Genomic DNA, 25658 nt, shown 5'->3' with positions numbered 1-25658 from the left:
GAGCGCGAGGCCCGGGCCCGGGCGGCCGAGCGCCGCCGGCGCGCCGCGCACGACGCCGCGGTGGCGACCGCCGTCGCGGCCGGCGCCCGGCAGCTGCTGGCCTGCCTGGAGGTGTCGCTGGCCCGCGCGGACGCCGGGCGCGCGGCCGTCGAACAGGCCCGCACCGAGCGCGAGCAGGAGCTCCGCGAGCACCGCGAGCACGGGCGGGGGCTGAAGGAGGAGCTGGACAAGCTGGTCGACGCCGGCCACCGGGACGAGGTGCTGCGGGCCGAGAAGCGGCTGCGGATCGAGCAGCTGGAGGCCCGCGCGCTGGAGGAGTTCGGCATCGACGGCGGCGAGCTGCTGGCCTCGTACGGGCCGGACCGGCTCGTCCCGCCCTCGCCCCCGGAGGACGGCGGGGAGCCGGGGGAGCCGTACCCGTACGTCCGGGCCGAGCAGGAGAAGCGGCTCAGGGCCGCCGAGAAGGCATACCAGCAGCTCGGCAAGGTGAACCCGCTGGCGCTGGAGGAGTTCGCCGCGCTGGAGGAGCGCCACCGGTTCCTCGGCGAGCAGCTGGACGACCTCAAGCGCAGCCGGCGCGACCTGCTGGACATCGTCCGGGACGTGGACGTGCGGGTCGAGCAGCTGTTCACCTCGGCGTACCACGACACCGCCGCCCAGTTCGAGGGCGTCTTCGCCCGGCTGTTCCCGGGCGGCGAGGGCCGGCTGGTGCTCACCGACCCGGACAACATGCTCACCACCGGCGTCGAGGTGGAGGCCCGGCCGCCGGGCAAGAAGGTCAAGCGGCTGTCGCTGCTCTCCGGCGGCGAGCGCTCGCTGACCGCGGTGGCGCTGCTGGTGGCGATCTTCAAGGCCCGGCCCAGCCCGTTCTACGTGATGGACGAGGTGGAGGCGGCGCTGGACGAGACCAACCTGCGCCGGCTCGTCGGGATCATGGAGGAGCTGCGGGAGAGCTCCCAGCTGATCGTGATCACCCACCAGAAGCTCACCATGGAGTCCGCCGACGCCCTGTACGGGGTGACCATGAAGGGCGACGGCATCTCGCAGGTGATCAGCCAGCGGCTGCGGGACGAGCACCGCGAGCGGCCCCGAGCGGTATCCGTGTAGTCCCGCTGCGGTCCTTTCGGGCTCCGGTCACGGATACTGGGACGCGTTATGGAATTCGTGATTCTTGCCGTAGTCATCGCCGTGGTCGCCATCGGCGCGATCGCCGGCCTCGTCGTTTCCGGCAGACGACGCCAGCAGCTGCCCCCGAAGTCGCAGGCGCCGGTCATCACGGCGCCGAAGCCCACGCCGCAGGAACCCCAGGTCGGCGAGGAGGCCGCGCCGCCGACCGAGGAGCCGCGCCGCACCGTCGAGGAGGTCGAGCTCCCCGAGGCGCCCGAGGCCGTCGAGGTCGAGGCCCCCGAGGAGGCCGAGGCCGCTCCCGCCGTCGAGGTCCCCGAACCCACCGCCGGCCGGCTCGTCCGGCTGCGCTCCCGGCTCTCCCGCTCGCAGAACTCGCTCGGCAAGGGCCTGCTCTCGCTGCTCTCCCGCGAGCACCTGGACGAGGACACCTGGGAGGAGATCGAGGAGACCCTGCTCACCGCGGACGTCGGCGTCGCCCCCACCCAGGAGCTGGTCGAGCGGCTGCGCACCCGGGTCAAGGTGCTCGGCACCCGGACGCCGGACGAGCTGCGCGGCCTGCTGCGCGAGGAGCTGGTCGAGCTGATCGGCACGGACGCCGACCGCACCGTCCACTCCACCAAGCACGAGGAGGGCCCGGCCGTCGTCCTGGTCGTCGGCGTCAACGGCGTTGGCAAGACGACCACCACCGGCAAGCTGGCCCGCGTCCTGGTCGCGGACGGCCGCAAGGTGGTGCTCGGCGCGGCCGACACCTTCCGTGCCGCCGCCGCCGACCAGCTGCAGACCTGGGGCGAGCGGGTCGGTGCCCGTACCGTCCGCGGTCCGGAGGGCGGCGACCCGGCGTCGATCGCCTTCGACGCGGTCAAGGAGGGCATCGCCGAGGGCGCGGACACCGTGCTGGTCGACACCGCCGGCCGGCTGCACACCAAGACCGGCCTGATGGACGAGCTGGGCAAGGTCAAGCGGGTCGTCGAGAAGCACGGCCCGGTGGACGAGGTGCTGCTGGTGCTGGACGCCACCACCGGCCAGAACGGGCTGATCCAGGCCCGGGTGTTCGCCGAGGTGGTCGACATCACCGGCATCGTGCTGACCAAGCTGGACGGCACCGCCAAGGGCGGCATCGTGATCGCGGTCCAGCGCGAGCTGGGCGTGCCGGTCAAGCTGGTCGGCCTCGGCGAGGGCGCGGACGACCTGGCGCCGTTCGAGCCGGGTGCGTTCGTGGACGCGCTGATCGGGGACTGAGGCTTCCCGTCCGGTGAAGGGTCCGCTCCCGTGGGGGGCGGGCCCTTTCGCCTGCCCTGAGCCGTTCCTGCGGGTCCTACGAGTCCTACGAGACCTACGAGGCGATCCACGCGGGCTCGGCGGTGCGCTCGCGGCCGCGGTGGCAGGCGTAGGCGAGGGTGCCGAGCAGCAGCCGGGCCTCGGGCGGGCAGCCGGCGTTGTCGCGGGTGGGGCGGCGCAGCCAGCGGACCGGGCCGAGGCCGCCGAGGACGGTGGGCGGGGCGGCGACGTAGCTGCCCTCGCCGTGGCAGGTGAGGTCGAGGGCGGCGTCGTCCCAGCCCATCCGGTACAGCAGGTCGGGCAGCCGGCGGGCGGTGCCGGCGGCGACCAGGAACTGCAGCCGGCCGGTGGGGGAGGCCAGCACCGGGCCGACCTGGGTGCCCATCCGCTCCAGCCGGACCAGCGCCTGCAGGCCGGCCTGCTCGGGGACGTCGAGGACGTCGAAGGCGCGGCCGGTGGGGAACAGCACCGAGGCCTCGGCGCCGGCGGTGCGGGCCCGGCTCTCGGTGCCCGGGACGGGGTGCAGGCCGGGGGCGGCGCAGCGGACGGAGCCGCAGGGACAGCGGGTCGGGGCGGCGTCACCGCCGGCCGGTTCGCCGGTGGCGACGGCCCAGCCCCAGCGGCCGGTGTACTCCGCGGCGGCCTGGGACGCGGTGACCTTGGTGCGGCGGCGCACGCCCAGCGGTGCCAGGCGCAGGTGTCCCAGCCGAAGTTCGCCGAACAGGTTGTCCATGCCTCCCCCAACAGGTTCTCGTTGCCGGTGGTTACGGGATGGTGACTGTGTGTTGATTGTCCGTTGCGTGGTGCGTGGTGCGGTGGCGGCGCGCGCCACGCGGCGTGCGCCTGTTGCGGTGGTGCGCCTCGGGCGCCGCCTTGTGCGGGCGGCGCGGATGCCGGATCGTCGGGTGCGCGAGTCGGTTGCCGACCCGAGTGGTCGGTGAACTCGCCTGTGGCTTCGGTGGATTGCCGGGTCTGTCGGAGCTGCCGGGGTGCACCGGAGGACTTGGCGGCCCGCATATGCCGGACCGTTCGGAGCTCCCAGTCAAGCGCGTGCCCCTCTGCTTCGGTTCCCTCCCGGGGGTGGCGAAAGGTGGCGTTTCGCCAGGGCCGCTCCCATCGGTGCCGCGCCGGGCGTTACGTTCAGCATGCGGGCGTTCTCGAAGCGTCGACTCCGGGCCGACAGGAAACGGGAGTTGGGGATCTGACGGACCGTCCGCGAGGATGGCACGCCAGTGCGAAGAAGCGTTGTTCACCACAGGCACGGCACGTCTGGCAAGAGCCCGCAACCGTCGGGCGGTCACGATCGGGGGCCCCGCAGGGGCCGGGCGGGATGGGGACGTTCCCATGGCAGAGAAGCAACCCAACGAGAAGCTGACCACGTGGTTCGCCCGCAGCGGTTGGTCCAAGGGGGAGTTGGCCCGCCAGGTCAACCGCCGGGCCCGGCAGATCGGCGCCCTCCACGTGTCCACCGACACCTCCCGGGTGCGCCGCTGGCTGGACGGCGAGCAGCCGCGCGAGCCGATCCCGAAGATCATGTCGGAGCTGTTCTCGGAGCGGTTCGGCTCGGTCGTCTCCATCGAGGACCTGGGCCTGCGCGCCGCGATCCCGGTCTCCACCGTGGGCGGCGGCGTCGACCTGCCGTGGAGCGGCCCGCAGACCGTCCAGCTGATCAGCGACTACTCCCGCAGCGACCTGATGCTCAACCGCCGCGGCTTCCTCGGCACCTCGCTCGCACTGACCGCCGGCGCCGCGCTGATCGAGCCGATGCAGCGCTGGCTGGCCCCCGGCCCGACCGGCGTCCCCACCCCGATCCTCACCGCGGCCAACGGCGGCGAGCCGTTCACCGGCCGGCTCTCCGAGCCCGAGCTGGAACTGCTGGAGCAGACCACGGTCATGTTCCGCCAGTGGGACGCGCAGAACGGCGGCGGCCTGCGCCGCAAGGCCGTCGTCGGCCAGCTGCACGAGGTCACCGACCTGCTCCAGGAGACGTACCCGGAGCTGACCACCAAGCGGCTGTTCCGGCTCACCGCCGAACTCGCCCACCTGGCCGGCTGGATGTCCTACGACGTCGGCATGCACCCCAGCGCGCAGAAGTACTACGTGCTCGCCCTGCACGCGGCCAAGGAGGCCGGCGACCGCCCGTTCGGCGCGCTGATCCTCACCGACATGAGCCGCCAGATGATCCACCTCAACCGGGGCGAGGACGCCCTGGAGCTGATCCACCTGGCCCAGTACGGCAGCCGGGACACCGCCACCCCGCGCCAGCAGTCCCTGCTGTACGCGATGGAGGCGCGCGCCTACGCCACCATCGGCGAGGTGAACCGCTGCGCCCGGGCGATCCGGCTGTCCGAGGACACCTTCACCGACATCCGGGAGGGGGACGAGGAGCCGGACTGGCTGAAGTTCTTCTCGCCGGCCGAGCTGAACGCGGAGAACGCGCACTCCTTCCGCGACCTCGCGTACCACTCGGACAACTCCGAGCTGTACGCCTCGCTCTCCGCGCCGGTCATGGAGCGCGCCGTCGACCTGTTCCGCCAGGACGACGACCACGTGCGCTCGTACGCCTTCAACCTGATCGGCATGGCCAGCGTGCACCTGCTGCAGAAGGAGGCCGAGCAGGCCGTGGTGATGGCCGAGCAGGCCGTCGAGATCGCCACCAAGGTGCGCTCGGAGCGGCTGAACTCGCGGGTCCGCAAGACCACCGAGGCCGCGGCCGAGCGGTTCAAGGGCGTGGACGCGGTGTCGCGGCTCAAGGAGCGCGTCGTCCAGGACATCCCCGAGTACGTGTCGGTGGTCTGAGCCCGGCCCCTCCGCCGTGAACGCCACCGGCCGCCGTCACGGTCGGTGGCGTTCGTGCGCCCGCCGGGAACTCGACGGCGGACCCTAGCCCGTCCGGCCGGGCGGCACGGCGGCGTTCACGCGGCCGTAACCCGTGCGTCGCACGCTTCACGGCCGTGAAACAACCGGCCGCACCAGCCGAAACCAGCCTTCGGCACGCTCCTCCTCATCGCCGACACCCCGGGTGGCACGGGACAGGACCCGGGTGTGGATCGGTTTTCACGCAGAGGAGACGCCGATGCCGGACGGCTTCAGCGCGGGCGACACCGCCTTCGTGCTCATCAGTGCGGCCCTGGTCATGGTGATGACCCCGGGCCTGGCCTTCTTCTACGGGGGCATGGTCAGGGCCAAGAGCACCCTGAACATGCTGGCGATGAGTTTCCTCTCGCTCGGCATCGTCACCGTGCTCTGGGTCCTCTACGGGTACTCGCTCAGCTTCGGGCCCGACTCCTTCGCCGGCCTGATCGGCAACCTGGACTTCCTCGGGATGCGCGGCATCGGGCTGAACGACCTCAACGGGACCATCCCGGTCACCGCCTTCGCGATGTTCCAGCTGATGTTCGCGGTCATCACCCCGGCGCTGATCAGCGGCGCCATCGCGGACCGGGCCAAGTTCGCCGCCTGGGGCCTGTTCGTCGCGCTCTGGGTGAGCATCGTCTACTTCCCCGTCGCGCACTGGGTGTTCTTCACCGACAACGGCAACGGCGGCTGGCTGGGCGACCGCAACGGCGTGATCGACTTCGCCGGCGGGACGGCCGTGCACATCAACGCCGGCGTCGCGGGCCTCGCGCTCTGCCTGGTGCTGGGCAAGCGGGTCGGCTTCAAGAAGGACCCGATGCGCCCGCACAGCCTGCCGCTGGTGATGCTCGGCTCCGGCCTGCTGTGGTTCGGCTGGTTCGGCTTCAACGCCGGCTCGGCGCTGGCCGCCAACGGCGTCGCCGCGATGGCCTTCGTCAACACCCAGGTCGCCACCGGTGCGGCGCTGATCGGCTGGCTGGCCTACGAGAAGCTCAAGCACGGCTCGTTCACCACGCTGGGCGCCGCCTCCGGGGCCGTCGCCGGCCTGGTGGCGATCACCCCGGCCTGCGGCTCGGTCAGCCCGCTCGGCGCGGTGGCGATCGGCCTGATCGCGGGCGTCGTCTGCGCCGCCGCCGTCTCGCTCAAGTACCGCTGGGGCTTCGACGACTCGCTCGACGTGGTCGGCGTGCACGCGGTCGGCGGTGCGATCGGCTCGCTGCTGATCGGCCTGTTCGCCACCGGCGGGGTCGGCCAGGCCGCCAAGGGCCTGTTCTACGGCGGCGGGCTGGAGCAGCTCGGCAAGCAGGCGATGGGCGTGGCCGTGGTCGCCGCGTACTCCTTCGCCGTCTCCTGGCTGCTGGCCAAGGCGATCGACAGGACGGTCGGCTTCCGGGTCGCCGAGGAGGTCGAGGTGGCCGGCATCGACCAGGCCGAACACGCCGAGTCCGCCTACGATTTCAGCGCCGTGGGTGCCGGACTGGCCCGGGCCGTCACCGGCCTGACCGGAGCCGCCGCCGAGAGGACCGCCGTGAAGCCCGCCGAGAAGACCGAGGTCGACGCCCGATGAAGCTCATCACCGCCGTGATCAAGCCCTACCGCCTGGACGAGGTGAAGGCCGCCCTGCAGGCCTTCGGAGTCCACGGCCTGACCGTCACCGAGGCCAGCGGCTACGGCCGCCAGCGCGGCCACACCGAGGTCTACCGGGGCGCCGAGTACACCGTCGACCTGGTCCCGAAGGTCCGGATCGAGGTCCTGGTCGAGGACGAGGACGCCGACGACCTGATCGAGGTCCTGGTCAAGGCCGCAAGGACCGGCAAGATCGGCGACGGCAAGGTCTGGAGCGTCCCGGTCGACACCGCCGTCCGGGTCCGCACCGGCGAACGCGGCCCCGACGCCCTCTGATCCGGCCCGGGCGGGCCCGTCACCCCTTCGGGGGAACGGGCCCGCCGGTGGCGTTTCCCCCTCGGGCTTGTCCGACAAGCCCCGGCACGACGGACGGGACCCACGCGCATGAGCACCCCCAGCAGTCCTTCCGCCCCGCAGGACTACCCCGCCGCCCGGGCCGCGCTGCTCGACGCCCCCGGCCCGGCGGGCCGCCCGCGCCGCACCGCGCTCGCCGGGCTCACCGACGACTGGCTGGCCGGACTGCTCGCCGCCGCCGGCGCCCCGGCCTCCGGGGTCGCGCTGGTCGCGGTCGGCGGCTACGGGCGCGGCGAACTGTCCCCGCGCAGCGACCTGGACGTCCTGCTGCTGCACGAGGGCCCGATCACCCGCGAGCTGCCCGAGCGGATCTGGTACCCGGTCTGGGACGCGGGCGCCAAGCTCGACCACGCGGTGCGCACCGTCGCCGAGGCCCGTACCGTCGCCGCCGCCGACCTCAAGGCCCAGCTCGGCCTGCTCGACGCCCGCCACCTCGCCGGGGACGGCGCGCTCACCGCCGCGCTGCGCTCCGCCGTCCTCACCGACTGGCGCGCGAGCGCCCCCGCCCGGCTGCCCGAGCTGCGCGAGCTGGGCCGGGAGCGGGCCGAGCGGCACGGCGAACTGTCCTTCCTGCTGGAGCCCGACCTCAAGGAGGCCCGCGGCGGCCTGCGCGACCTGGTCGCGCTCGACGCGATCGCCGCCACCTGGCTCGCCGACGCGCCCCGGGACGGCCTGGACGCCGCCGCGCAGCGCCTGGCCGACGTCCGGGACGCGCTGCACCTGGCCACCGGCCGGGCCACCGACCGGCTCGGCCTCCAGGACCAGGACCAGGTCGCCGAGCGGCTCGGCGTGCTGGACGCCGACACCCTGCTGCGCCAGGTCTACGAGGCCGCCCGCACCGTCGCCTACGCGAGCGACGTCACCTGGCGGGCCGTCGACCGGATACTGGCCGCCCGCTCCGGCCGGGGCCGCCGGGTGGGTCGGCTGGCCATCCCGTTCACCGGCGCCGGCCGCGGCGGCGGCGCGGTGGCCCGCGGCGCCGTCGAGCGCCGTCCGCTCGCCGAGGGCGTGGTCGAGCAGGACGGCGAGGCGGTGCTCGCCCAGGGCGCCCGGCCGGCCGCCGACCCGGTGCTGCCGCTGCGCGCCGCGGCCGCCGCCGCCCAGAACGGCCTGACCGTCTCGTACGCGACGGTGCGCCGGCTGGCCGCCGAGTGCCGCCCGCTGCCGGTGCCCTGGCCGGACGAGGCGCGCGAGCAGCTGGTCACCCTGCTCGGTGCGGGGGAGGCGGCCGTCCCGGTGTGGGAGGCGCTGGAGGCGGAGGGGCTGGTCACCCGGCTGCTGCCGGACTGGGAGCGGGTCCGCTGCCGCCCGCAGCGCAACGCCGTGCACCGCTGGACGGTGGACCGGCACCTGGTGGAGACGGCGGTGCGGGCCGCCGCGATGACCCGCCGGGTGGCCCGGCCCGACCTGTTGCTGGTCGCCGCGCTGCTGCACGACATCGGCAAGGGCTGGCCCGGCGACCACAGCGAGGCAGGCGAGGTGATCGTCCGCGACCTCGCCGCCCGGATGGGCTTCCCGCCCGAGGACGTGCAGACCCTCGCGGTGCTGGTCCGCCAGCACCTGACCCTGGTCGACACCGCGACCCGGCGGGACCCGGACGACCCGGCCACCGTGGAGGCGATCACCAAGGTGATCGGCACGCTGCCCGAGCTGGAACTGCTGCACGCGCTCACCGAGGCCGACGCGCTGGCCACCGGCCCGGCGGCGTGGAGCGGCTGGCGGGCCTCGCTGGTCGACGGCCTGGTGGCCCGGGTCGCCGACCGGCTGGCCGGGGCCGGCAGCCCGGTCGTCGAGGCCGCGCCGACCGCGGAGCAGGAGCGGCTGGCCGTCGAGGCCGCCCGCACCGGCGGGCCGGCGCTGGCGCTGCGGGCCCAGGCGCTGCGGACCGGGGGACTGCGGGCGTCGTCGCAGGGGGACGACCCGGGTGCCGACCCGGGGGCCGACCCGGGGGCCGAGCCGATGGGCGTCGAGCTGAACCTGGCCGTCCCGGACCGGCCCGGGCTGCTCGGCACCGTCGCCGGGGTGCTCGCGCTGCACCGGCTGACCGTCCGCTCGGCGAGCCTGCGCGAGCTGGACCCGGTCGGCGCCGGGCCGGTGCTGCTGCTCGCCTGGCGGGTGGCCGCCGAGTTCGGCGAGCTGCCGGAGGCCGCCCGGCTGCGCGCCGACCTGCGCCGGGCGCTGGACGGCTCGCTGGACGTCGCCCGGCGCCTCGCCGAGCGGGACGCCGCCGCCCCGCGCCGCAAGGGCATCCCCACCCCGCCGCCGCTGGTCGCGGTGGCGCCCGCGGTGGCCTCGGCGACCGCGACGGTGCTGGAGGTGCGCGCGCACGACGCCCCCGGGCTGCTGCACCGGATCGGTCGGGCGCTGGACGGGGCGGGCGTGCGGGTGCGCACCGCGCACGTCTCCACGCTCGGCGCGGAGGCCGTCGACTCCTTCTACCTGACCGACCCGGCGGGCCGCCCGCTGGCCGCCCAGCGGGCCGGGGAGGTGGCGGCGGCGGTGCGCGCGGCGCTGGGCTGAACGGCCGTGCCGGCGGCGGTCGTGCAGGGGTGGAGACCGTTGCCGGGGCGGCCGGATACCCTTGTGGGCGACGACCGTACCGATTCCGATGCCGCAGAGGACCCGCGCCGACGTGTTCGACACCCTTTCCGATCGCCTCGCAGCGACGTTCAAGAACCTCCGGGGCAAGGGCCGCCTGAGCGAGGCGGACATCGACGCCACCGCCCGCGAGATCCGCATCGCGCTGCTGGAGGCGGATGTCGCGCTGCCGGTCGTCCGGGCCTTCATCAAGCAGGTCAAGGAGCGGGCGCTCGGCGTCGAGGTCTCGGGCGCGCTGAACCCCGCGCAGCAGATCATCAAGATCGTCAACGAGGAGCTCATCGCGATCCTCGGCGGCGAGACCCGCCGGGTGCGGTTCGCCAAGAACGGCCCGACGGTCATCATGCTCGCCGGTCTGCAGGGTGCCGGTAAGACCACCCTCGCGGGCAAGCTCGGCCACTGGCTGAAGAAGCAGAAGCACACCCCGCTGCTGGTCGCCTGCGACCTCCAGCGCCCGAACGCCGTCACCCAGCTCGAGGTGATGGCCGAGCGGTCCGGCGTGGCCTTCTACGGCCCGCAGCCGGGCAACGGCGTCGGCGACCCGGTGCAGGTCGCCCGCGACTCCATCGAGTACGCCAAGCAGAAGCAGTACGACGTCGTCATCGTCGACACCGCCGGCCGCCTCGGCATCGACGCCGAGCTGATGCAGCAGGCCGCGGACATCCGCGCCGCCGTCAACCCGGACGAGGTCCTGTTCGTCGTCGACGCGATGGTCGGCCAGGACGCGGTCACCACCGCGCAGGCCTTCCTCGACGGCGTCGACTTCACCGGTGTCGTGCTGTCCAAGCTCGACGGCGACGCCCGCGGCGGTGCCGCCCTGTCGGTGGCGCACGTCACCGGCCGGCAGATCATGTTCGCCTCCAACGGCGAGAAGGTCGACGACTTCGACGCCTTCCACCCGGACCGGATGGCCTCGCGCATCCTCGGCATGGGTGACGTCCTCTCGCTGATCGAGAAGGCCGAGCAGACCTTCTCGCAGGCCGAGGCCGAGAAGATCGCCGCCAAGCTGCGCGGCGGCCCGAAGCAGTTCACGCTGGACGACTTCCTGTCGCAGCTGGAGCAGGTCCAGAAGATGGGCTCGATCTCCAAGCTGCTCGGCATGCTGCCCGGCATGGGCCAGATCCGCGAGCAGATCAACAACATCGACGACAAGGACGTCAACCGGGTCGGCGCGATCATCAAGTCGATGACCCCCGCCGAGCGCGCCGAGCCGGAGCTGGTCAACGGCTCCCGCCGGGCCCGCATCGCCAAGGGTTCGGGCGTCCAGGTCGGCGAGGTGAAGAACCTGATCGAGCGGTTCTTCGAGGCCCGCAAGATGATGTCCGCGATGGCCTCCGGCAAGGGCATCCCGGGCATGCCGGGGATCCCGGGCATGGGCGGCGGCGCGAAGAAGTCCGGCAAGAAGGCCCCGCAGGCCAAGGGCAAGCGCAAGAGCGGCAACCCGTTGAAGCGCGCGCAGGAGGAGGCCGCGGCCGCCGAGCGCCGCGCGCTCGGCCCGGGCGGCGCCCAGGCCCCGGCCGACGGCGGCGCGTTCGGGCTCGGCGCGGGCAAGGGCCCGGCCGACTTCGAGCTGCCCAAGGAGTTCAAGGACCTGCTGTAGTCCTCACGAGAACCGGTCCTCGCCGGTTCTCGTGGCCGCACGGCCCGTTGCCCGGTATTCCGGGCGGCGGGCCGCTCGCATGTCCGATGATGTTGCCGTGCGAGTGATGATCAGGGCCCCGAGGCCCGAGGACAAAGCGCCCTACGCCGAGGCGGTCCGCCGCTCCGCCGACCACATCGGGCGGTGGAACCCGGTCGAGCCGGACGGCCTGCCGGACCTGCTGAAGCGCCAGGGGGCGGGCCTGCGGACCTTCCTGATCTTCGACCGGGAGTCCGGCGGGATGGTCGGCAAGGTGAACGTCGCCAACATCGTGATGGGCCGCTTCTGCAACGCCACGCTCGGCTACGACGCGTACCTGCCGTTCGCCGGCACCGGGCGGATGACCGAGGGCCTGCGGCTCGTCCTGGACCGCTGCTTCGCCCCGGCCGCCGCCGGCGGGCTGGGCCTGCACCGGCTGGAGATCAACGTGCAGCCGGAGAACGAGCGTTCGATCGCGATGGCCAAGCGGTTGGGCTTCCGGCACGAGGGCTACACCCCGCGGATGCTCTACCTGCAGGACGACTGGCGCGACCACGAGCGCTTCGCGCTGACCGCCGAGGAGTGGCCGGGCTCCGGCGGGTAGGGCGGGCCCCGAGGCCCGCGGCGGGGGTCCGGGCGCGGCGTTGCGGTTGGCTCGTCCGAGCGCCTGTCCGTATCGTCCGGTGGGTGACCGAACCAGTGCCGCCGCGCCAGACCCCCGACCAGCCCTGGCGGTCCGAGGGCGCCCCGCCCCCGCCGCCGCCCCGCCGCCGGATGCCCGGCGGCTGGACGGGCCTCGTCCTCACCGCCCTCGTGGTGTTCCTGATCTCCGACCTGCTGCTGTCGTTCTTCGGCAACGAGGGCGCCACCACGATCTCCTACACCGAGTTCAACAACCAGCTGAACAAGGGCAACATCACCAAGATCTACGCCAAGGGCGACGCGATCGAGGGCACCCTGAAGAGCGCCCAGCCCAAACCGGACGGCGGCAAGGGGAACTACACCGAGTTCGACACCCAGCGGCCCTCGTTCGCGGGCGACAACCTGTGGACCACCCTGCAGCAGCAGGGCGTCGAGGTGACCGCGACCTCGCCGGTCCAGCAGCGCAGCTTCCTCACCAACCTGCTGCTCTCGCTCGCCCCGATGCTGCTGCTGGTCTTCATCTGGGTGCTGCTCGCCCGCCGGATGGCCGGCGGCCTCGGCGGCGGGCCGCTCGGCCGCAAGGCCCCGCCCAAGCCGGTCACCGCCGAGCAGGGCAAGCGCACCACCTTCGCCGACGTGGCCGGCATCGACGAGGTCGAGGCCGAACTCACCGAGGTCGTCGACTACTTGAAGAACCCCGACCGGTACCGCAGGCTCGGCGCCAAGATGCCGCGCGGCGTGCTGCTGAGCGGCCCGCCCGGCACCGGCAAGACCCTGCTCGCCCGGGCCGTGGCCGGCGAGGCGGACGTGCCGTTCTTCTCCGCCTCCGCCTCCGAGTTCATCGAGATGATCGTCGGCGTCGGCGCCAGCCGGGTCCGCGAACTGTTCGCCGAGGCCCGCAAGGTGGCCCCGGCGATCATCTTCATCGACGAGATCGACACCATCGGCCGCCAGCGCGGCGCCGGCGGCGGCATGGGCGGGCACGACGAGCGCGAGCAGACGCTCAACCAGATCCTCACCGAGATGGACGGCTTCAGCGGCTCCGAGGGCGTCATCGTGATCGCCGCGACCAACCGCGCCGACGTGCTCGACCCGGCGCTGCTGCGCCCCGGCCGCTTCGACCGGCGGATCACCGTCAGCCCGCCCGACCGGGACGGCCGCGCCGCCATCCTGCGCATCCACACCCGGACCGTCCCGCTGTCCGGCGACGCCGACCTCACCCAACTGGCCAAGGTCACCCCCGGGATGACCGGCGCCGAACTCGCCAACCTGGTCAACGAGGCCGCCCTGCTGGCCGTCAAGCGGCAGCAGGACGCGGTCAACGAGCGGGACCTCTCGGACGCCCTGGAGAAGGTCCAACTCGGAGCCGTACGGCCGCTGGTGATGCCGCAGGAGGAGCGCGAGCGGACGGCGTACCACGAGAGCGGGCACGCCCTGCTGGGCATGCTCCAGCCGGGCGCCGACCCGGTCCGCAAGATCACCATCGTGCCGCGCGGCCGGGCCCTCGGCGTCACCCTCTCCACCCCGGAGAACGACCGCTACTCGTACACCGAGCCCTACCTGCGCGGCCGGATCATCGGCGCGCTCGGCGGGATGGCGGCCGAGCAGGTGGTCTACGGCGTGATCACCACCGGCGCGGAGAGCGACCTGGAGCAGGTCACCAACATCGCCCGCGGGATGGCCGGGCGCTGGGGGATGAGCGAGCGGGTCGGCCGGCTCACCGCCGTGCCCAGCGACCCGCAGGGCGCGTACGGGCTGTCGGCCGCGCCGACCACGCTGGACGCGGTGGACGAGGAGGCCCGGCGGATCGTCTCCGAGTGCTACGACGAGGCGGTGCGGCTGCTGATCGAGCAGCGGCACCGGCTGGACGCGCTCGCGGCGGCGCTGCTGGAGGCGGAGACGCTGGACGAGGAGCAGGCCTACCGGGCGGCCGGGGTGCCGCGGGAGGGCGCCGAGGAGGCGTGAGGGGCCGGAGGGCCGGGGAGGCGCGAGGTCGGAGGGCAGGGGAGGCGTGAGGTCGGAGGCCGGGGGCGCCCGCCGTGGTGGCGGGCGCCCCCGGTCTCGGCGCTCCGGCGCTGCCGCGCGGGTTCAGCGCGGCCGCTCGGCGATCAGGTAGCGGAACACGTTCTCCATCCGCACCGAGCCGTCCGGGCGCAGGTACGGCTGCAGCGCCTCCTCCAGCTCCTTGGCCACCAGCGTGGCGCCGGAGAACTCCTCGGCCGCCTCGAACAGCCCGGTGGAGAGCAGCCCGCGCACCGCGCTGTCGAGGTCCGGATAGGCGAACGGGCAGGCCACCCGCCCGCTGCCGGCCGGGCGCAGGCCGGCCGGGGCGAGCAGGTCCTCCAGCGCGCCGGGCACGCTCAGCTCGAACGGGTCGCGCGCGGTGGTCCGGCCCGCCAGCCGGCGCGCCACGTCCAGCACCGGCGCGCTCTCGCAGCGCTCCGGCGGGCCCCAGACGGCGAGCACCACGTGCCCGCCCGGCACCGTCAGCCCGGCCGCCTCGGCGACCACCGCGCCGGGATCGGCCGCGCCCGGCAACTGCTCGAAAACCGTCACCAGCGAATGGGCCGAGCGGGGGACGGCGGCGGCCGGACGGGACCCGGCGCACACCCGCAGCCGCCGTCCGCGGGCCAGCTCGCGCAGCTCGTCCAGCGGCTCCTGCCCGGCCACCTGGGCGCCGCGCCCGGCGGCCAGCAGCAGCGCCAGCCCGGAGCGGCAGCCCAGCCCCAGCACGCTGCTCGCCGGGCCGACCTCCAGCCGGTCGTGGACGGCCTCGTAGAGCGGCACCAGCATGCGCTCCTGGATCTCCGCCCAGTCGCGCGCCCGTGCGGGCCCGGCGGCCCCCGGGAGCGGGTGGTGCGGGCGTGCGTCCGGCGGGCGTGCGTCCGCTGGTCGCGCGCCCGTCTGCCGGGCGCCCGTCGGTCGTACGGCCGTGCCGCTCGTGCCGGTCCTGCCGGTCGTCCGAGCTGAAGCCATCGCGGCCTCCCATCCGGTCCTTCGGTGTGCTGCTACGGCTCCCCCAAAGTCCCGCCCCACTCCAGCGAACAGCGGGTCGGGCCCGGCGTCCAGAGGGGTGCGGGGTGGTGCGCGCGTGTCGCGGTCGTGCGCCCCCTGCGGGCGGTGATCCGCTGACGCGGGTGTGAACCGATTCGAAGTCGGGCGGCCACCCCCCGTACCATTCCGCCCATGGCTAAGGCACCCGTTCTCACCCCCCAGGCGGAAGACTTCCCGCGCTGGTACCAGGACCTCATCAACAAGGCCGAGCTGGCCGACAACGGTCCGGTGCGCGGCACCATGGTCATCCGACCGTACGGCTACGGCCTGTGGGAGCGGATGCAGCAGGAGATGGACGCCCGGATCAAGAAGGCCGGCGCGCAGAACGCCTACTTCCCGATGTTCATCCCGCAGTCCTACCTGACCAAGGAAGCGGAGCACGTCGAGGGCTTCGCGCCCGAGCTCGCGGTGGTCACCCACGGCGGCGGCAAGCAGCTGGAGGAGCCGGTCGTCGTCCGGCCGACCTCCGAGACGATCATCAACGAGTACTTCTCCAAGTGGGTCCAGAGCCACCGCGACCTGCCGCTGCTGATCAACCAGTGGGCCAACGTGGTCCGCTGGGAGCTGCGCCCGCGCGTCTTCCTGCGCACCACCGAGTTCCTCTGGCAGGAGGGCCACACCGCCCACGCCACCTACGAGGACGCCCGCGCGTACGCGTCGATGATCCACACCGACGTCTACGGCGACTTCATGACGAACGTGCTCGGCATCGACGTCGTGCTCGGCCGCAAGACCGCCAAGGAGCGCTTCGCCGGCGCCATCAACACCCTCACGCTCGAGGGCATGATGGGCGACGGCAAGGCGCTGCAGCTGGGCACCAGCCACGAGCTGGGCCAGAACTTCGCCAAGGCGTTCAACACCACCTACCAGCTGCAGGGCGCCGAGCGCGAGCACGTCTGGCAGACCTCCTGGGGCGTCTCGACCCGCATGGTCGGCGGCCTGATCATGTCCCACGGCGACGACAACGGCCTGCGGGTGCCCCCGCGCCTGGCCGCCGTCCAGGCCGTCGTGCTCGCGATCAAGGGCGACGACGCCGTCATCGCCAAGGTCCGCGAGATCGGCGCCCAGCTGGAGGCCGCCGGCATCCGGGTCGTGGTCGACGACCGCACCGACACCCCGTTCGGCCGCCGCGCCGTCGACTGGGAGCTCAAGGGCGTTCCGCTGCGCATCGAGGTCGGCCCGCGCGACCTGGAGAACGGCACCGCGATGCTGGCCCGCCGCATCCCGGGCGGCAAGGAGCCGGTCGCCATCGACGCGCTGGCCGCGCTGCTGCCGGGCGTCCTGGAGGAGGACCAGGCGCTGCTGCTGCGCCAGTCCCGCGAGCGCCGCGAGGCCCGTACGGTGGACGTCAAGACCATCGACGAGGCCGTCGAGGCCGCCGCCACCGGCTGGGGCCGGATCTCCTGGGCGGACCTCGGCGCGGAGGGCGAGGCCAAGCTGGCCGAGCAGGGCGTCACGGTGCGCTGCATCGTCGCGGCGGACGGCTCGGTGCCGGCGTCGGACGACCAGGACGGCAACGTCGCGATCGTCGCGCGCGCGTACTGACCGGGTCACCCGATCGGCCGCATTGATCGTGGTCCGATCGGGTGTACGGATCGTGTTCCGCGCCCGATCGGGTGAGGTTGTCGACCGGCTCGGGCGACATTTGCCCGTAATGCGGCGGGGTAAGAAATCGGTAACTCTTCCCGGCCGCACCGGCGGCCCGGATTGCTACTGACCGGTCAACTCCCGGCATTAACGGAATAGCGGTACGGTGTACGGCCCGTGGCCCTGTCAACTCGGCAGGGCTCACGGGCCGTACGTCCTGTCGGCGACAGCCCGCCCCAGGACGGAATTCACCAGGCACGTCGACCTCGCGGCGCGCCGAAACCGGCAGGGGGTTGGTCTTGCGTCAGATCCGGAACGCGCAATTCGCGCGCGGCCTTGCATTCCTGGGAGTTCCCTGGGAATTCCCGGAGAACGGGAACATGCGGAACATCGGCTCGCACTCCATCGTTGGTCTAGCGTGAGCACGACACAGCCCCTCGTTCTCGCGGCCGAACTGGCCGCCGCCTGGAGCGACATCCAGGCCTACCACCAGGACCTCCCCGACCTGGCCTCGCCCGAGGCCCTGATCGGCGAGTCCTCCTCGGCCTGTGGCACGCGGCTCGGTTTCGAGCGGCTCCTCCACGAGGCTGCCCACGGTCTGGCCGCGGCCCGGGACATCCGGGACACCTCGCGGGCCGGCCGCTACCACAACCGGCGCTTCCTGATGCTTGCCTCCGAGCTCGGCCTGGCGCACCCGGTGGAGCCGCACGCCAGCAGCGGCTTCTCCCAGGTGACCATGCTCAAGGAGACCCAGGAGCGCTACGCCGGGACCATCGAGCGCCTGGACCGCGCCCTGGGCGCGCACCAGGAAGCGGTGGCCGGCGAGGGCGGGACGCGGGCCTTCCGCGGACCGGCCGCCCGGCACGGCTCCTCCGGGGGCGGCGTCCGGGTCAAGGCGGTCTGCGGCTGCGGGCGCAACGTCCGCGTCGTGCCGTCGGTGCTCGCGCAGGCGTCCATCGTCTGCGGTGCGTGCCAGCAACCGTTCAAGATCGCGTAATCCGGGCCGGGACCGCTCGAAACCGGGGGGAACCGGAGAACGGTCGGCGACTGTGCGGGCAGTCGGCGGGCCGAGCGGTCGGACGGTGGGTCTCCAAGGGCTGGACCGGGAGCGGGGGCTCCCGGTCGAGCCCCGGGCGGCGGGCGGCACGGAGGTGCGCGCGCCGGGGAGGTTTACGGCCGGGTGAAGGCGGTTCGCGCCGGTATGGCAGAATGGACAGCTGAGTACTCGGCAGCCGAGCAGGACCCCTCTCTCCTACGGCTGGCGTGTCCCTTGAACGCTGCGCCCCGCAACCCCACGCGGACGGCGCGGTCGCTCACCCACGTCAACACCAGGAGAATCCACTCCCGTGGCAGTCAAGATCAAGCTCAAGCGTCTCGGCAAGATTCGCTCCCCGCACTACCGCATCGTCGTCGCCGACGCCCGCACCAAGCGTGACGGTCGCGCGATCGAGGAGATCGGCATCTACCAGCCGACCTACAACCCCTCGAAGATCGAGGTCGACAGCGACCGCGCCCAGTACTGGCTGTCCGTCGGCGCCCAGCCGACCGAGCCGGTGCTCGCCATCCTGAAGCTGACCGGCGACTGGCAGAAGTTCAAGGGCCTGCCGGCTCCGGCCCCGCTGAAGGTCGCGGAGCCGAAGGTCGAGGACTTCTCGCACCTGTTCGCCAAGGCCGTCGCCGGCTTCGAGGACGCCACCACCGGCGTCGCCATCACCCCGAAGGCCAAGAAGTCGGACAAGGCCGAGGCTGAGGCCGACGCCGCCGCCGAGGCCTGATCGTGATCGAGGACGCCCTCGACCACCTGGTGAAGGGCATCGTCGAGCACCCCGACGAGGTGCAGGTGCGCTCGCGCAACCTGCGTCGGGGCAACACCATCGAGGTGCGGGTGCACCCCGATGACCTCGGCAAGGTGATCGGCCGGGGCGGCCGCACGGCGCGCGCTCTGCGCACCGTGGTCGGCGCCCTCGGCGGTCGCAACGTCCGGGTCGACCTGGTCGACGTGGACAACATTCGCTGACGCAGCTGCTCGTGCAGCCGTCAGGGGCTTGAGGCCGACCGGGACGCATGTCGTCCCGGTCGGCCTTTTTCGCATCCCGGCGCGTCGGGCGCCGGCGCGCAATCCGAATCGGTACAGGAACTCCAGGAGAACGATCACCGTGCAGCTCGTCGTCGGCAGGATCGGCCGTGCCCACGGCATCAGGGGGGACGTCAGCGTCGAGGTCCGCACCGACGAGCCGGAGCTCCGGCTCGGCCCGGGCGCCGTCGTGCTGACCGACCCGGCGTCCGTCGGACCGCTGACCGTCGAGTCCGGCCGGGTGCACAGCGGCCGGCTGCTGCTGCGCTTCGCCGGCGTCAAGGACCGCAACGCGGCGGAGGCGCTGCGCGGCACCCTGCTCATCTCGGAGGTCGACCCCGAGGAGCGCCCCGAGGACCCGGAGGAGTACTACGACCACCAGCTGATCGGGCTGGACGTGGTGCTGCTCGACGGCACCCTGGTCGGCGAGCTGACCGAGGTCGTCCACCTGCCGTACCAGGACCTGCTCACCGTGAAGAAGGCGGACGGGACGGAGGTGCTGGTGCCCTTCGTCAGCCAGATCGTGCCGACCATCGACCTGGAGAACCAGCGCGCCGTGATCACCCCGCCGGCCGGGCTCATCGACCCGGAGCAGGCCGAGGTCGCGGGCTCGCGCGGCGAGACCGCGGAGGAGTCGGGCGAGGGCGCGGGTTCGGGCTCGGGATCCGACGTGGCTGCGGAGGAGTCGGAGTGACCGTCGAGCAGCCCTTCCAGGAAGTGCCGCAGGCGTCCGCGCCGTCCGCACAGGCCGTGTCGGCCGTCCAGACCGCGCCTGCCGCGCCGACCGTCCAGAGCGGGATGCGGATCGACGTCGTCACGATCTTCCCGGAGTACCTGGAACCGCTGGACATCTCGCTGGTCGGCAAGGCCCGCGCCCGCGGCCAGCTGGACGTGCACGTCCACGACCTGCGGGAGTGGACGCACGACGTGCACCGCACGGTGGACGACACCCCGTACGGCGGCGGCCCCGGCATGGTGATGAAGCCCGAGCCGTGGGGCGAGGCGCTGGACGCGGTGATCGCCGGCGGCCCCGAGGGCCAACTGCCCACCCTGGTGGTGCCCACCCCGAGCGGCCGCCCGTTCACCCAGGAGCTGGCCCAGGAGCTGGCCGGGCGCCCCTGGCTCGCGTTCACCCCCGCCCGGTACGAGGGCATCGACCGGCGGGTGATCGAGGAGGCGGCCACCCGGATGCCGGTGGTCGAGGCCTCGATCGGCGACTACGTCCTGGCCGGCGGCGAGGTCGCGGTGCTGGTCATGGTCGAGGCGATCGCCCGGCTGCTGCCCGGCGTGCTCGGCAACGCCGAGTCCCACCGGGACGACTCCTTCGCGCCCGGCGCCATGGCCGACCTGCTGGAGGGCCCGGTCTACACCAAGCCCGCCGAGTGGCGCGGCCGGGAGGTGCCGGAGGTGCTGCTCAGCGGCAACCACGGCAAGATCGCCCGCTGGCGGCGCGAGCAGGCCTTCGCGCGCACCCTGGCCAACCGGCCCGACCTCGTCGCGCGCTGGCAGCAGGGCGACTTCGACAAGAAGGAGCGGGAGGCGCTCAGCGTCCTCGGCCTGGCCTGGGACGAGCGGCTCGGCCGATTTCGGTCCGTGGCCGGTGGTGTGGAAGAATAGGCCGCTGCTGTCTGTCGCTGGGCTCCTTCCGTAGGAGCTACGTGGACCGGCGCCCCCGCCACGGGGGGATCGCCGCCAGCCGATGCGGCCCGCAGCAGACCCCATTGCGACGAACTTCCGTGGGCGGCCCGTGGCGCCTGCGATGGAGAGCATCATGAGCAACAAGCTCGCTGCTGTCGACGCGGCCTCGCTGCGCACCGACATCCCGGCCTTCCGCGCCGGTGACACCCTGAAGGTCCACGTCCGGGTCATCGAGGGCAACCGCTCCCGTGTCCAGGTCTTCCAGGGCGTCGTCATCCGCCGCCACGGCGCCGGTGTCGGCGAGACCTTCACCGTCCGCAAGGTCAGCTTCAACGTCGGCGTGGAGCGCACCTTCCCGGTGCACACCCCGGTCGTCGAGAAGATCGAGGTCGTCACCCGCGGTGCCGTTCGCCGCGCCAAGCTGTACTACCTGCGTGACCTCCGCGGCAAGGCCGCGAAGATCAAGGAGAAGCGCGACAACTGATCTCCGACCCCCGGCCCGGCCGGGGACCGGAGCGCTCGGGGGGCGGGGCCGACCACACGGTAAGCTCAGCCCCCGATGAGCACGCACGAGCCACCCGCGGACCGCGACGGCAGTCCCGCACCCACCGGTGCGGAGCCGCTGTCGCGGTCCGCGGTCGTTTCCCCCGAGGGCGCCGGGGGGCCCGGGGACGTCGAGGGCGGCGCGGGCGTCGACGTCGTCGAGGGCGGCGAGGAGGCCGAGGGCGGCGGCGAGGAGGCCGGGGAGGCCGAGGAGGAGCCGGGCCGGTCGCGCTCCTGGGACCTGCTGATGCTCGCGGGGATCTGCTTGCTCACCCTGCTGCTGGTGAACGCCTTCGTCGCGCGCCCGTACGCGGTGCCCTCCGGGTCGATGGAGGACACCCTGCGCCCCGGCGACCGGATCATCGCGAACCAGCTCGCCTACGCCTTCGGCGGTCACCCCCAGCGGGGCGACGTCGTGGTCTTCGACGGTACGGGCTCCTTCCTGCGGGAGTCCGAGCAGCCGCCCGGGATCGGGGACGAGCTGCGCTCGGTGGGCCGGGACCTCGGACTGGTCCCGGCGGGGGACACGGTCTTCGTGAAGCGCGTCATCGGCGTCGGCGGGGACCGGGTGACCAGCACCGGCCCGGGCCGACCGCTCACCGTCAACGGCGTGCCGCTGGACGAGACCTCCTACCTGGCCCCGGGCGACGACCCGTCGAGCGTGGCCTTCGACGTGGTCGTCCCCGCGGGAGAGCTGTGGGTGATGGGCGACCACCGCAGCGCCTCCCGCGACTCGCGCGACCACCTCGGAGAGCCCGGCGGCGGCTTCGTGCCCGAGGACAAGGTGATCGGCCGGGCCGACTGGGTGGTCTACCCGTTCTCCCGCTGGACGAGCCTGGACCGCCCGGCCGCCTTCACCGCCCTCGCGGGGACGGGTGGTCATGGGGACCAGAGGTAGGGGACGGGTCGCCGACCGTCCGGCCGGGGAACCGGCCGAGGCCGGGCCCGGGGGCGCCGGGCCCGGGGGCGCCGGGCCCGACACCGCCCCGTCGGGCCGGGGCCGGGCCGAGCGCCGCCGCAGTGCCCGGCGCGCCGCTCGTCGCCGCAGGCGCTCGCTGCTGCGCGAGTTCCCGCTGATCATCCTGGTCGCCCTGGTGGTGGCGCTGGTGCTGAAGACCTGCCTGATCCAGGTGTTCGTGATCCCCTCGGGCTCGATGGAGCAGACCATCCAGGTCGGGGACCGGGTGCTGGTGGACAAGTTGACCCCCTGGTTCGGCAGTGAGCCGCAGCGCGGCGACGTGGTGGTGTTCAAGGACCCGGGCGGCTGGCTGGAGCAGGACCACAAGGCGTCGGACGACGGCCCGGTGCTGCGGGCGTCCAAGCAGGTCCTCACCTTCGTCGGGCTGCTGCCGTCCAGCGACGAGCAGGATCTGATCAAGCGGGTCATCGGCGTCGGCGGGGACACCGTCGAGTGCTGCGACGCGCAGGGGCGGCTGAGCGTCAACGGCACGCCGGTGAGCGAGCCCTACCTGGCGGCGGGCAACCCGCCGTCCCGGCAGCCGTTCAAGGTGAAGGTGCCGGCGGGGCGGCTCTGGGTCATGGGCGACCACCGGGACGTCTCCGCCGACTCCCGCTTCCACATGGGGAATCCGGGCCAGGGGACGATCCCGCTGAGCCGCGTGGTCGGTCGCGCGTTCGCGATCACCTGGCCGCTGGGCCGCATGCATCAACTCGATGAGCCGAGTTCACTCTCCTCTCTCGCGCGGGCCGCGCGGGCTGACGGAACTGCGCCGGATTTGGTGGCGGTTGGGCCGCTTCCCGTAGAACCCCCGCTCGTTATGGGTGTGTTGGGCATCCTTCCGCTCGTCGTTCGCCGGCCGGGGCGGCCCCCGGAGTGAGCCGCGTCCCGCGCTCGACCGGCCGGGCCGCGCGTGTGGGATCGCGAGCCGGATGCCTCGGAGTGATAGAGAAGTGCAGGTGCGGCCGGAGGTCCCGGCCGCGTGCCGTGGCCGTGCTGGTGTCAGGGGAGCCCGCTGTGGGCAGCCCTGAGGCGTTCATGGCCATCGGTCGGCGTGGTGCCCGCTGTGCGGCACTGTGAGAGCGGGCGCGCGGGCGTCCGCACAGCAGGGAGGAGACGTTGTGGGGGATGTGGTGATCGGCGCCCGCTCAGGCGCCGGAGAGCCCGAGGGCTCCGGCCGCCGAGTGGCCCGGTCCGCCGAGTCCACGGCGGCCTCGGCCTCGGTCGAGGACGCGGCGGCCCAGACCGCGGACGAGCACGGTGACGGCATGGAGGGCTCGGCAGAGCCCCAGCGGCCCGACTCCCAGCGGCCCGACTCCCAGCGGCCGGAGCCCGAACGGCCGGATTCCGAGCCGGCGGAGGACGCGGAGCCGGAGGCGTCGGACAAGCCGCGCAAGCAGCGCTCCTTCTGGAAGGAGCTGCCGATCCTGGTCGGCATCGCGCTGGTCCTCGCGCTCGTGATCAAGACCTTCTTCGTCCAGGCGTTCTCCATTCCTTCCGAGTCGATGCAGAACACGCTGCAGGTCGGCGACCGCGTCCTGGTGGACAAGCTGACCCCCTGGTTCGGGGCCGAGCCCGAGCGCGGTGAGGTCGTGGTGTTCCACGACCCGGGCGGCTGGCTGAACGACGAGCCGGCCCAGCAGAGCGACAACTCCTTCGTCCGTGGCGTCCAGGACGTGCTGAGCTTCGTCGGCCTGATGCCCTCCGCCAACGAGAAGGACCTGATCAAGCGGGTCGTCGCGGTCGGCGGGGACACCGTCGAGTGCGACGGCAACGGCCCGCTGAAGGTCAACGGCGTCGCCCTGAACGAGCCCTACGTCTTTCAGGGCAACCCCGCGTGCGGCACCCTGCCCTTCGGCCCGGTGAAGGTGGACAAGGGCCGTATCTGGGTGATGGGCGACCACCGCTCCAACTCGCTGGACTCCCGCTACCACATGGACCAGCCGGGCGGCGGGGCCGTTCCGGTGGACAACGTGATCGGGCGCGCCTTCGTGGTGGCCTGGCCGGTCGGCCACTGGTCGACGCTCCCGGTGCCGGACACCTTCGACCAGAAGGGCCTGGCGGCGGGCGCGCCGCTGGCGCCTCCCGTGGCCGGTGCGGTGGGTGCGGTCGTCCTGCTCCCGCTGGTGCGTCGGGTGCGGGCTCGGGTGGGGCGCCGGAAGGAGTCCTGAGGTCGACGGGGTTCTCCCCAGCTCTTGCGCGGGCCGTGGTACCGACGAGTAATCTGCTCGGACGTGCCACGGCCCGCCGGCTTTCGCGCCCGTGACCCCGGCGCGCCAGTGGCGTTCTCCGGTCGGCCAGAGGTGGACGGTTGCTATGAGCGGTGTGGTGGAACAGACGGCCGACGACCGCGCGGCCGCGCCCGCCCGCCCGCGCCTCCGGGTCTCCGCGGTGCTGCAGGGCGTGGCGATCGCGCTCGGGCTGGTGCTGATGATCGGCGGCTTCGTGCTGATCGCCGTCGACTACCGGCCCTACGACATCCCCACCGCCTCGATGTCCCCCACGCTCCAGGTCGGGGACACCGTGCTCGCCCGCAAGGTCGACGGCGGCTCGGTCGGCCGGGGCGACGTGGTGGTCTTCCGGGACCAGGCCTGGGGCGGCCAGCTCATGGTCAAGCGCGTGGTCGCGGTCGGCGGGGACACCGTCGCCACCACCAGGGAGGACCGCCGGCTGACCGTCAACGGCCAGCCGGTGGACGAGCCCTACCTGGCGGACCAGGGCCCGAAGGGCGGCGACTCCTTCAGCGTGACGGTGCCGCCGGGCCGCCTGTTCCTGCTCGGCGACAACCGGCAGGGCTCGCTCGACTCCCGCACCCACCTGGAGGTCGACGGCGGGACCGTCCCGGCCGATGGGGTGGAGGCCAGGGTCGAGGCCACTCTCCTTCCGTTCGGCCGCACCGGCCTGCTGGACCGGACGGCCGCCTTCGACGGCCTCGCCGGCCCGAAGGCCGGTTCGCCCGGCCCGCTCGCGCCGGCTGCGTACGCGACCGTTGGCGGCGCGGCGCTGATCATCGTGGTGTGCGCGGTGAGCGGGGTGGCGGGTCTGGCGCGCCGGTTCCGCCGGGAGGACGCCGCCTCCTGACCGGGAGCGTCGCGGGGCGGGCCGCTCTGCCGAACATCGCCCCGGACGGCCGCGCCGGGTGGCAGGATCGGAAGCGCCACCGATGCGGACGGAAGGAGCGTGGAGCGCGGCCATGACAGCACAACGGCGGAAGGCCGCGCGGATCCTGCTGCTCGACGGACTGGACCGCATCCTCCTGTTCCTGGGCGCCGACCCGGCCGAACCCCGCGAGACGTGGTGGTTCACGCCCGGCGGCGGCTTGGAAGCGGGGGAGGACGTCCGGGAGGCCGCGGAGCGGGAGCTCGCGGAGGAGACGGGCTTGCGGGGCGTGGACCTGGGGCCCTTGGTGGCGTACGGCACGGTGTCGTTCTCCTTTCGGGGGCAGCGTTACGAGCAGGAGCAGTGGTTCCACCTGGCCCGGACCGCCGAGACGGATCTGGACCACTCGGGCATGGGCGAGGACGAACACGCCGAACTGCTCGGGGCGCGCTGGTGGACGGTCGACGAGTTGAGGTCGACGGCCGAGACGGTCTATCCGGCCGGACTGGCGGATTTCCTGGAGCGACTGCTCAGGGAGGGCCCGCCGGTCGATCCGGAACGGCTCTGAGCGTGGGTGCGGTGGTCCACAATGGGTGGACGTGACG

At 73.3% G+C, this 25658-nt stretch carries 23 protein-coding genes; 21 read left to right on the top strand and 2 right to left on the bottom strand.

The window, feature by feature from the left end:
* Both VM95_RS24525 and ftsY read left to right on the top strand, forming a co-directional pair.
* On the top strand, positions 1-1107 hold a 1107-nt coding region (locus VM95_RS24525), incomplete at its 5' end, for an AAA family ATPase (RefSeq protein WP_045700231.1).
* 48 nt (positions 1108-1155) lie between these two features.
* Complete coding sequence (gene ftsY, locus VM95_RS24520; RefSeq protein ID WP_045700230.1) at positions 1156-2367, top strand: signal recognition particle-docking protein FtsY; 1212 nt, start codon at positions 1156-1158, stop codon at positions 2365-2367.
* A 94-nt stretch (positions 2368-2461) separates the two neighbouring features.
* On the opposite strand, the gene VM95_RS24515 is transcribed toward ftsY, so the two are convergent.
* Positions 2462-3139 carry a bifunctional DNA primase/polymerase gene (locus VM95_RS24515; RefSeq protein WP_045700229.1) on the bottom strand — a complete coding sequence of 226 codons (678 nt, stop codon included), beginning with the start codon at positions 3137-3139 and terminating at the stop codon, positions 2462-2464.
* 569 nt (positions 3140-3708) lie between these two features.
* On the opposite strand from VM95_RS24515, the gene nsdA reads away from it, so the two are divergent.
* From nsdA to ftsH, 7 genes are all read left to right on the top strand, one after another.
* Positions 3709-5205 (top strand): transcriptional repressor NsdA, encoded by a 1497-nt coding sequence (gene nsdA, locus VM95_RS24510; protein WP_482259815.1) that lies wholly within the window; start codon positions 3709-3711, stop codon positions 5203-5205.
* Between the two features lie 277 nt (positions 5206-5482).
* On the top strand, positions 5483-6829 hold the full coding sequence (locus VM95_RS24505) for an ammonium transporter (protein WP_045700227.1): 1347 nt from the start codon (positions 5483-5485) through the stop codon (positions 6827-6829).
* On the top strand, positions 6826-7164 hold the full coding sequence (locus VM95_RS24500) for a P-II family nitrogen regulator (protein ID WP_045700226.1): 339 nt from the start codon (positions 6826-6828) through the stop codon (positions 7162-7164). Before VM95_RS24505 ends, VM95_RS24500 begins: the two co-directional genes overlap by 4 nt.
* 108 nt (positions 7165-7272) lie before the next feature.
* On the top strand, positions 7273-9762 hold the full coding sequence (locus tag VM95_RS24495) for a [protein-PII] uridylyltransferase (protein WP_045700225.1): 2490 nt from the start codon (positions 7273-7275) through the stop codon (positions 9760-9762).
* Between the two features lie 112 nt (positions 9763-9874).
* Positions 9875-11440, top strand: a complete 1566-nt coding sequence (ffh, locus tag VM95_RS24490) for a signal recognition particle protein (protein WP_045700241.1) — start codon at positions 9875-9877, stop codon at positions 11438-11440.
* A gap of 79 nt (positions 11441-11519) precedes the next feature.
* Positions 11520-12062 carry a GNAT family N-acetyltransferase gene (locus VM95_RS24485; RefSeq protein ID WP_045700224.1) on the top strand — a complete coding sequence of 181 codons (543 nt, stop codon included), beginning with the start codon at positions 11520-11522 and terminating at the stop codon, positions 12060-12062.
* An 83-nt stretch (positions 12063-12145) separates the two neighbouring features.
* Complete coding sequence (gene ftsH / locus VM95_RS24480) at positions 12146-14065, top strand: ATP-dependent zinc metalloprotease FtsH (protein WP_045700223.1); 1920 nt, start codon at positions 12146-12148, stop codon at positions 14063-14065.
* Between the two features lie 123 nt (positions 14066-14188).
* Here ftsH and VM95_RS24475 read toward each other — a convergent pair whose 3' ends face one another.
* Entirely contained in the window at positions 14189-14893 is a 705-nt protein-coding gene (locus VM95_RS24475) for a class I SAM-dependent methyltransferase (RefSeq protein ID WP_045700222.1), read from the bottom strand.
* Between the two features lie 393 nt (positions 14894-15286).
* Between VM95_RS24475 and proS the strand changes: the two genes are divergently transcribed.
* The 12 genes from proS to VM95_RS24415 all read left to right on the top strand — a co-directional run bounded on the left by proS (position 15287) and on the right by VM95_RS24415 (position 25621).
* Positions 15287-16699: a proline--tRNA ligase gene (proS, locus tag VM95_RS24470; protein WP_045700221.1), complete on the top strand. Its 1413-nt coding sequence runs from the start codon at positions 15287-15289 to the stop codon at positions 16697-16699.
* Positions 16700-17159: 460 nt separating this feature from the next.
* Complete coding sequence (locus VM95_RS24465) at positions 17160-17738, top strand: hypothetical protein (RefSeq protein ID WP_045700220.1); 579 nt, start codon at positions 17160-17162, stop codon at positions 17736-17738.
* 349 nt (positions 17739-18087) lie between these two features.
* A complete protein-coding gene (gene rpsP / locus VM95_RS24460) occupies positions 18088-18516 on the top strand; it encodes a 30S ribosomal protein S16 (RefSeq protein ID WP_045700219.1) in 429 nt (142 codons plus the stop codon).
* 2 nt (positions 18517-18518) lie between these two features.
* Positions 18519-18758: an RNA-binding protein gene (locus tag VM95_RS24455; RefSeq protein WP_030056773.1), complete on the top strand. Its 240-nt coding sequence runs from the start codon at positions 18519-18521 to the stop codon at positions 18756-18758.
* A gap of 139 nt (positions 18759-18897) precedes the next feature.
* Positions 18898-19509, top strand: a complete 612-nt coding sequence (rimM, locus tag VM95_RS24450) for a ribosome maturation factor RimM (RefSeq protein ID WP_045700218.1) — start codon at positions 18898-18900, stop codon at positions 19507-19509.
* A 104-nt stretch (positions 19510-19613) separates the two neighbouring features.
* Positions 19614-20432 (top strand): tRNA (guanosine(37)-N1)-methyltransferase TrmD, encoded by an 819-nt coding sequence (gene trmD, locus VM95_RS24445; RefSeq protein ID WP_045700240.1) that lies wholly within the window; start codon positions 19614-19616, stop codon positions 20430-20432.
* 154 nt (positions 20433-20586) lie between these two features.
* Entirely contained in the window at positions 20587-20937 is a 351-nt protein-coding gene (gene rplS, locus VM95_RS24440; protein ID WP_033824618.1) for a 50S ribosomal protein L19, read from the top strand.
* 75 nt (positions 20938-21012) lie between these two features.
* Positions 21013-21894, top strand: coding sequence for a signal peptidase I (lepB, locus tag VM95_RS24435; protein WP_045700217.1), 882 nt, complete (start codon positions 21013-21015; stop codon positions 21892-21894).
* Positions 21878-22834, top strand: a complete 957-nt coding sequence (gene lepB / locus VM95_RS24430; protein WP_045700216.1) for a signal peptidase I — start codon at positions 21878-21880, stop codon at positions 22832-22834. The genes lepB (VM95_RS24435) and lepB (VM95_RS24430) overlap by 17 nt, the downstream gene beginning before the upstream one ends.
* Before the next feature lie 250 nt (positions 22835-23084).
* A complete protein-coding gene (lepB, locus tag VM95_RS24425) occupies positions 23085-24125 on the top strand; it encodes a signal peptidase I (RefSeq protein ID WP_425265352.1) in 1041 nt (346 codons plus the stop codon).
* Positions 24126-24270: 145 nt separating this feature from the next.
* Positions 24271-25035, top strand: coding sequence for a signal peptidase I (gene lepB / locus VM95_RS24420; protein ID WP_045700215.1), 765 nt, complete (start codon positions 24271-24273; stop codon positions 25033-25035).
* 112 nt (positions 25036-25147) lie between these two features.
* Entirely contained in the window at positions 25148-25621 is a 474-nt protein-coding gene (locus tag VM95_RS24415; protein WP_045700238.1) for an NUDIX hydrolase, read from the top strand.
* The last annotated feature ends 37 nt before the right edge of the window (positions 25622-25658 follow it).

The sequence above is a fragment of the Streptomyces rubellomurinus genome (genome assembly GCF_000961885.1).
Lineage (GTDB): Bacteria > Actinomycetota > Actinomycetes > Streptomycetales > Streptomycetaceae > Kitasatospora > Kitasatospora rubellomurina.
This window is presented reverse-complemented; position numbering and strand designations above follow the sequence as displayed.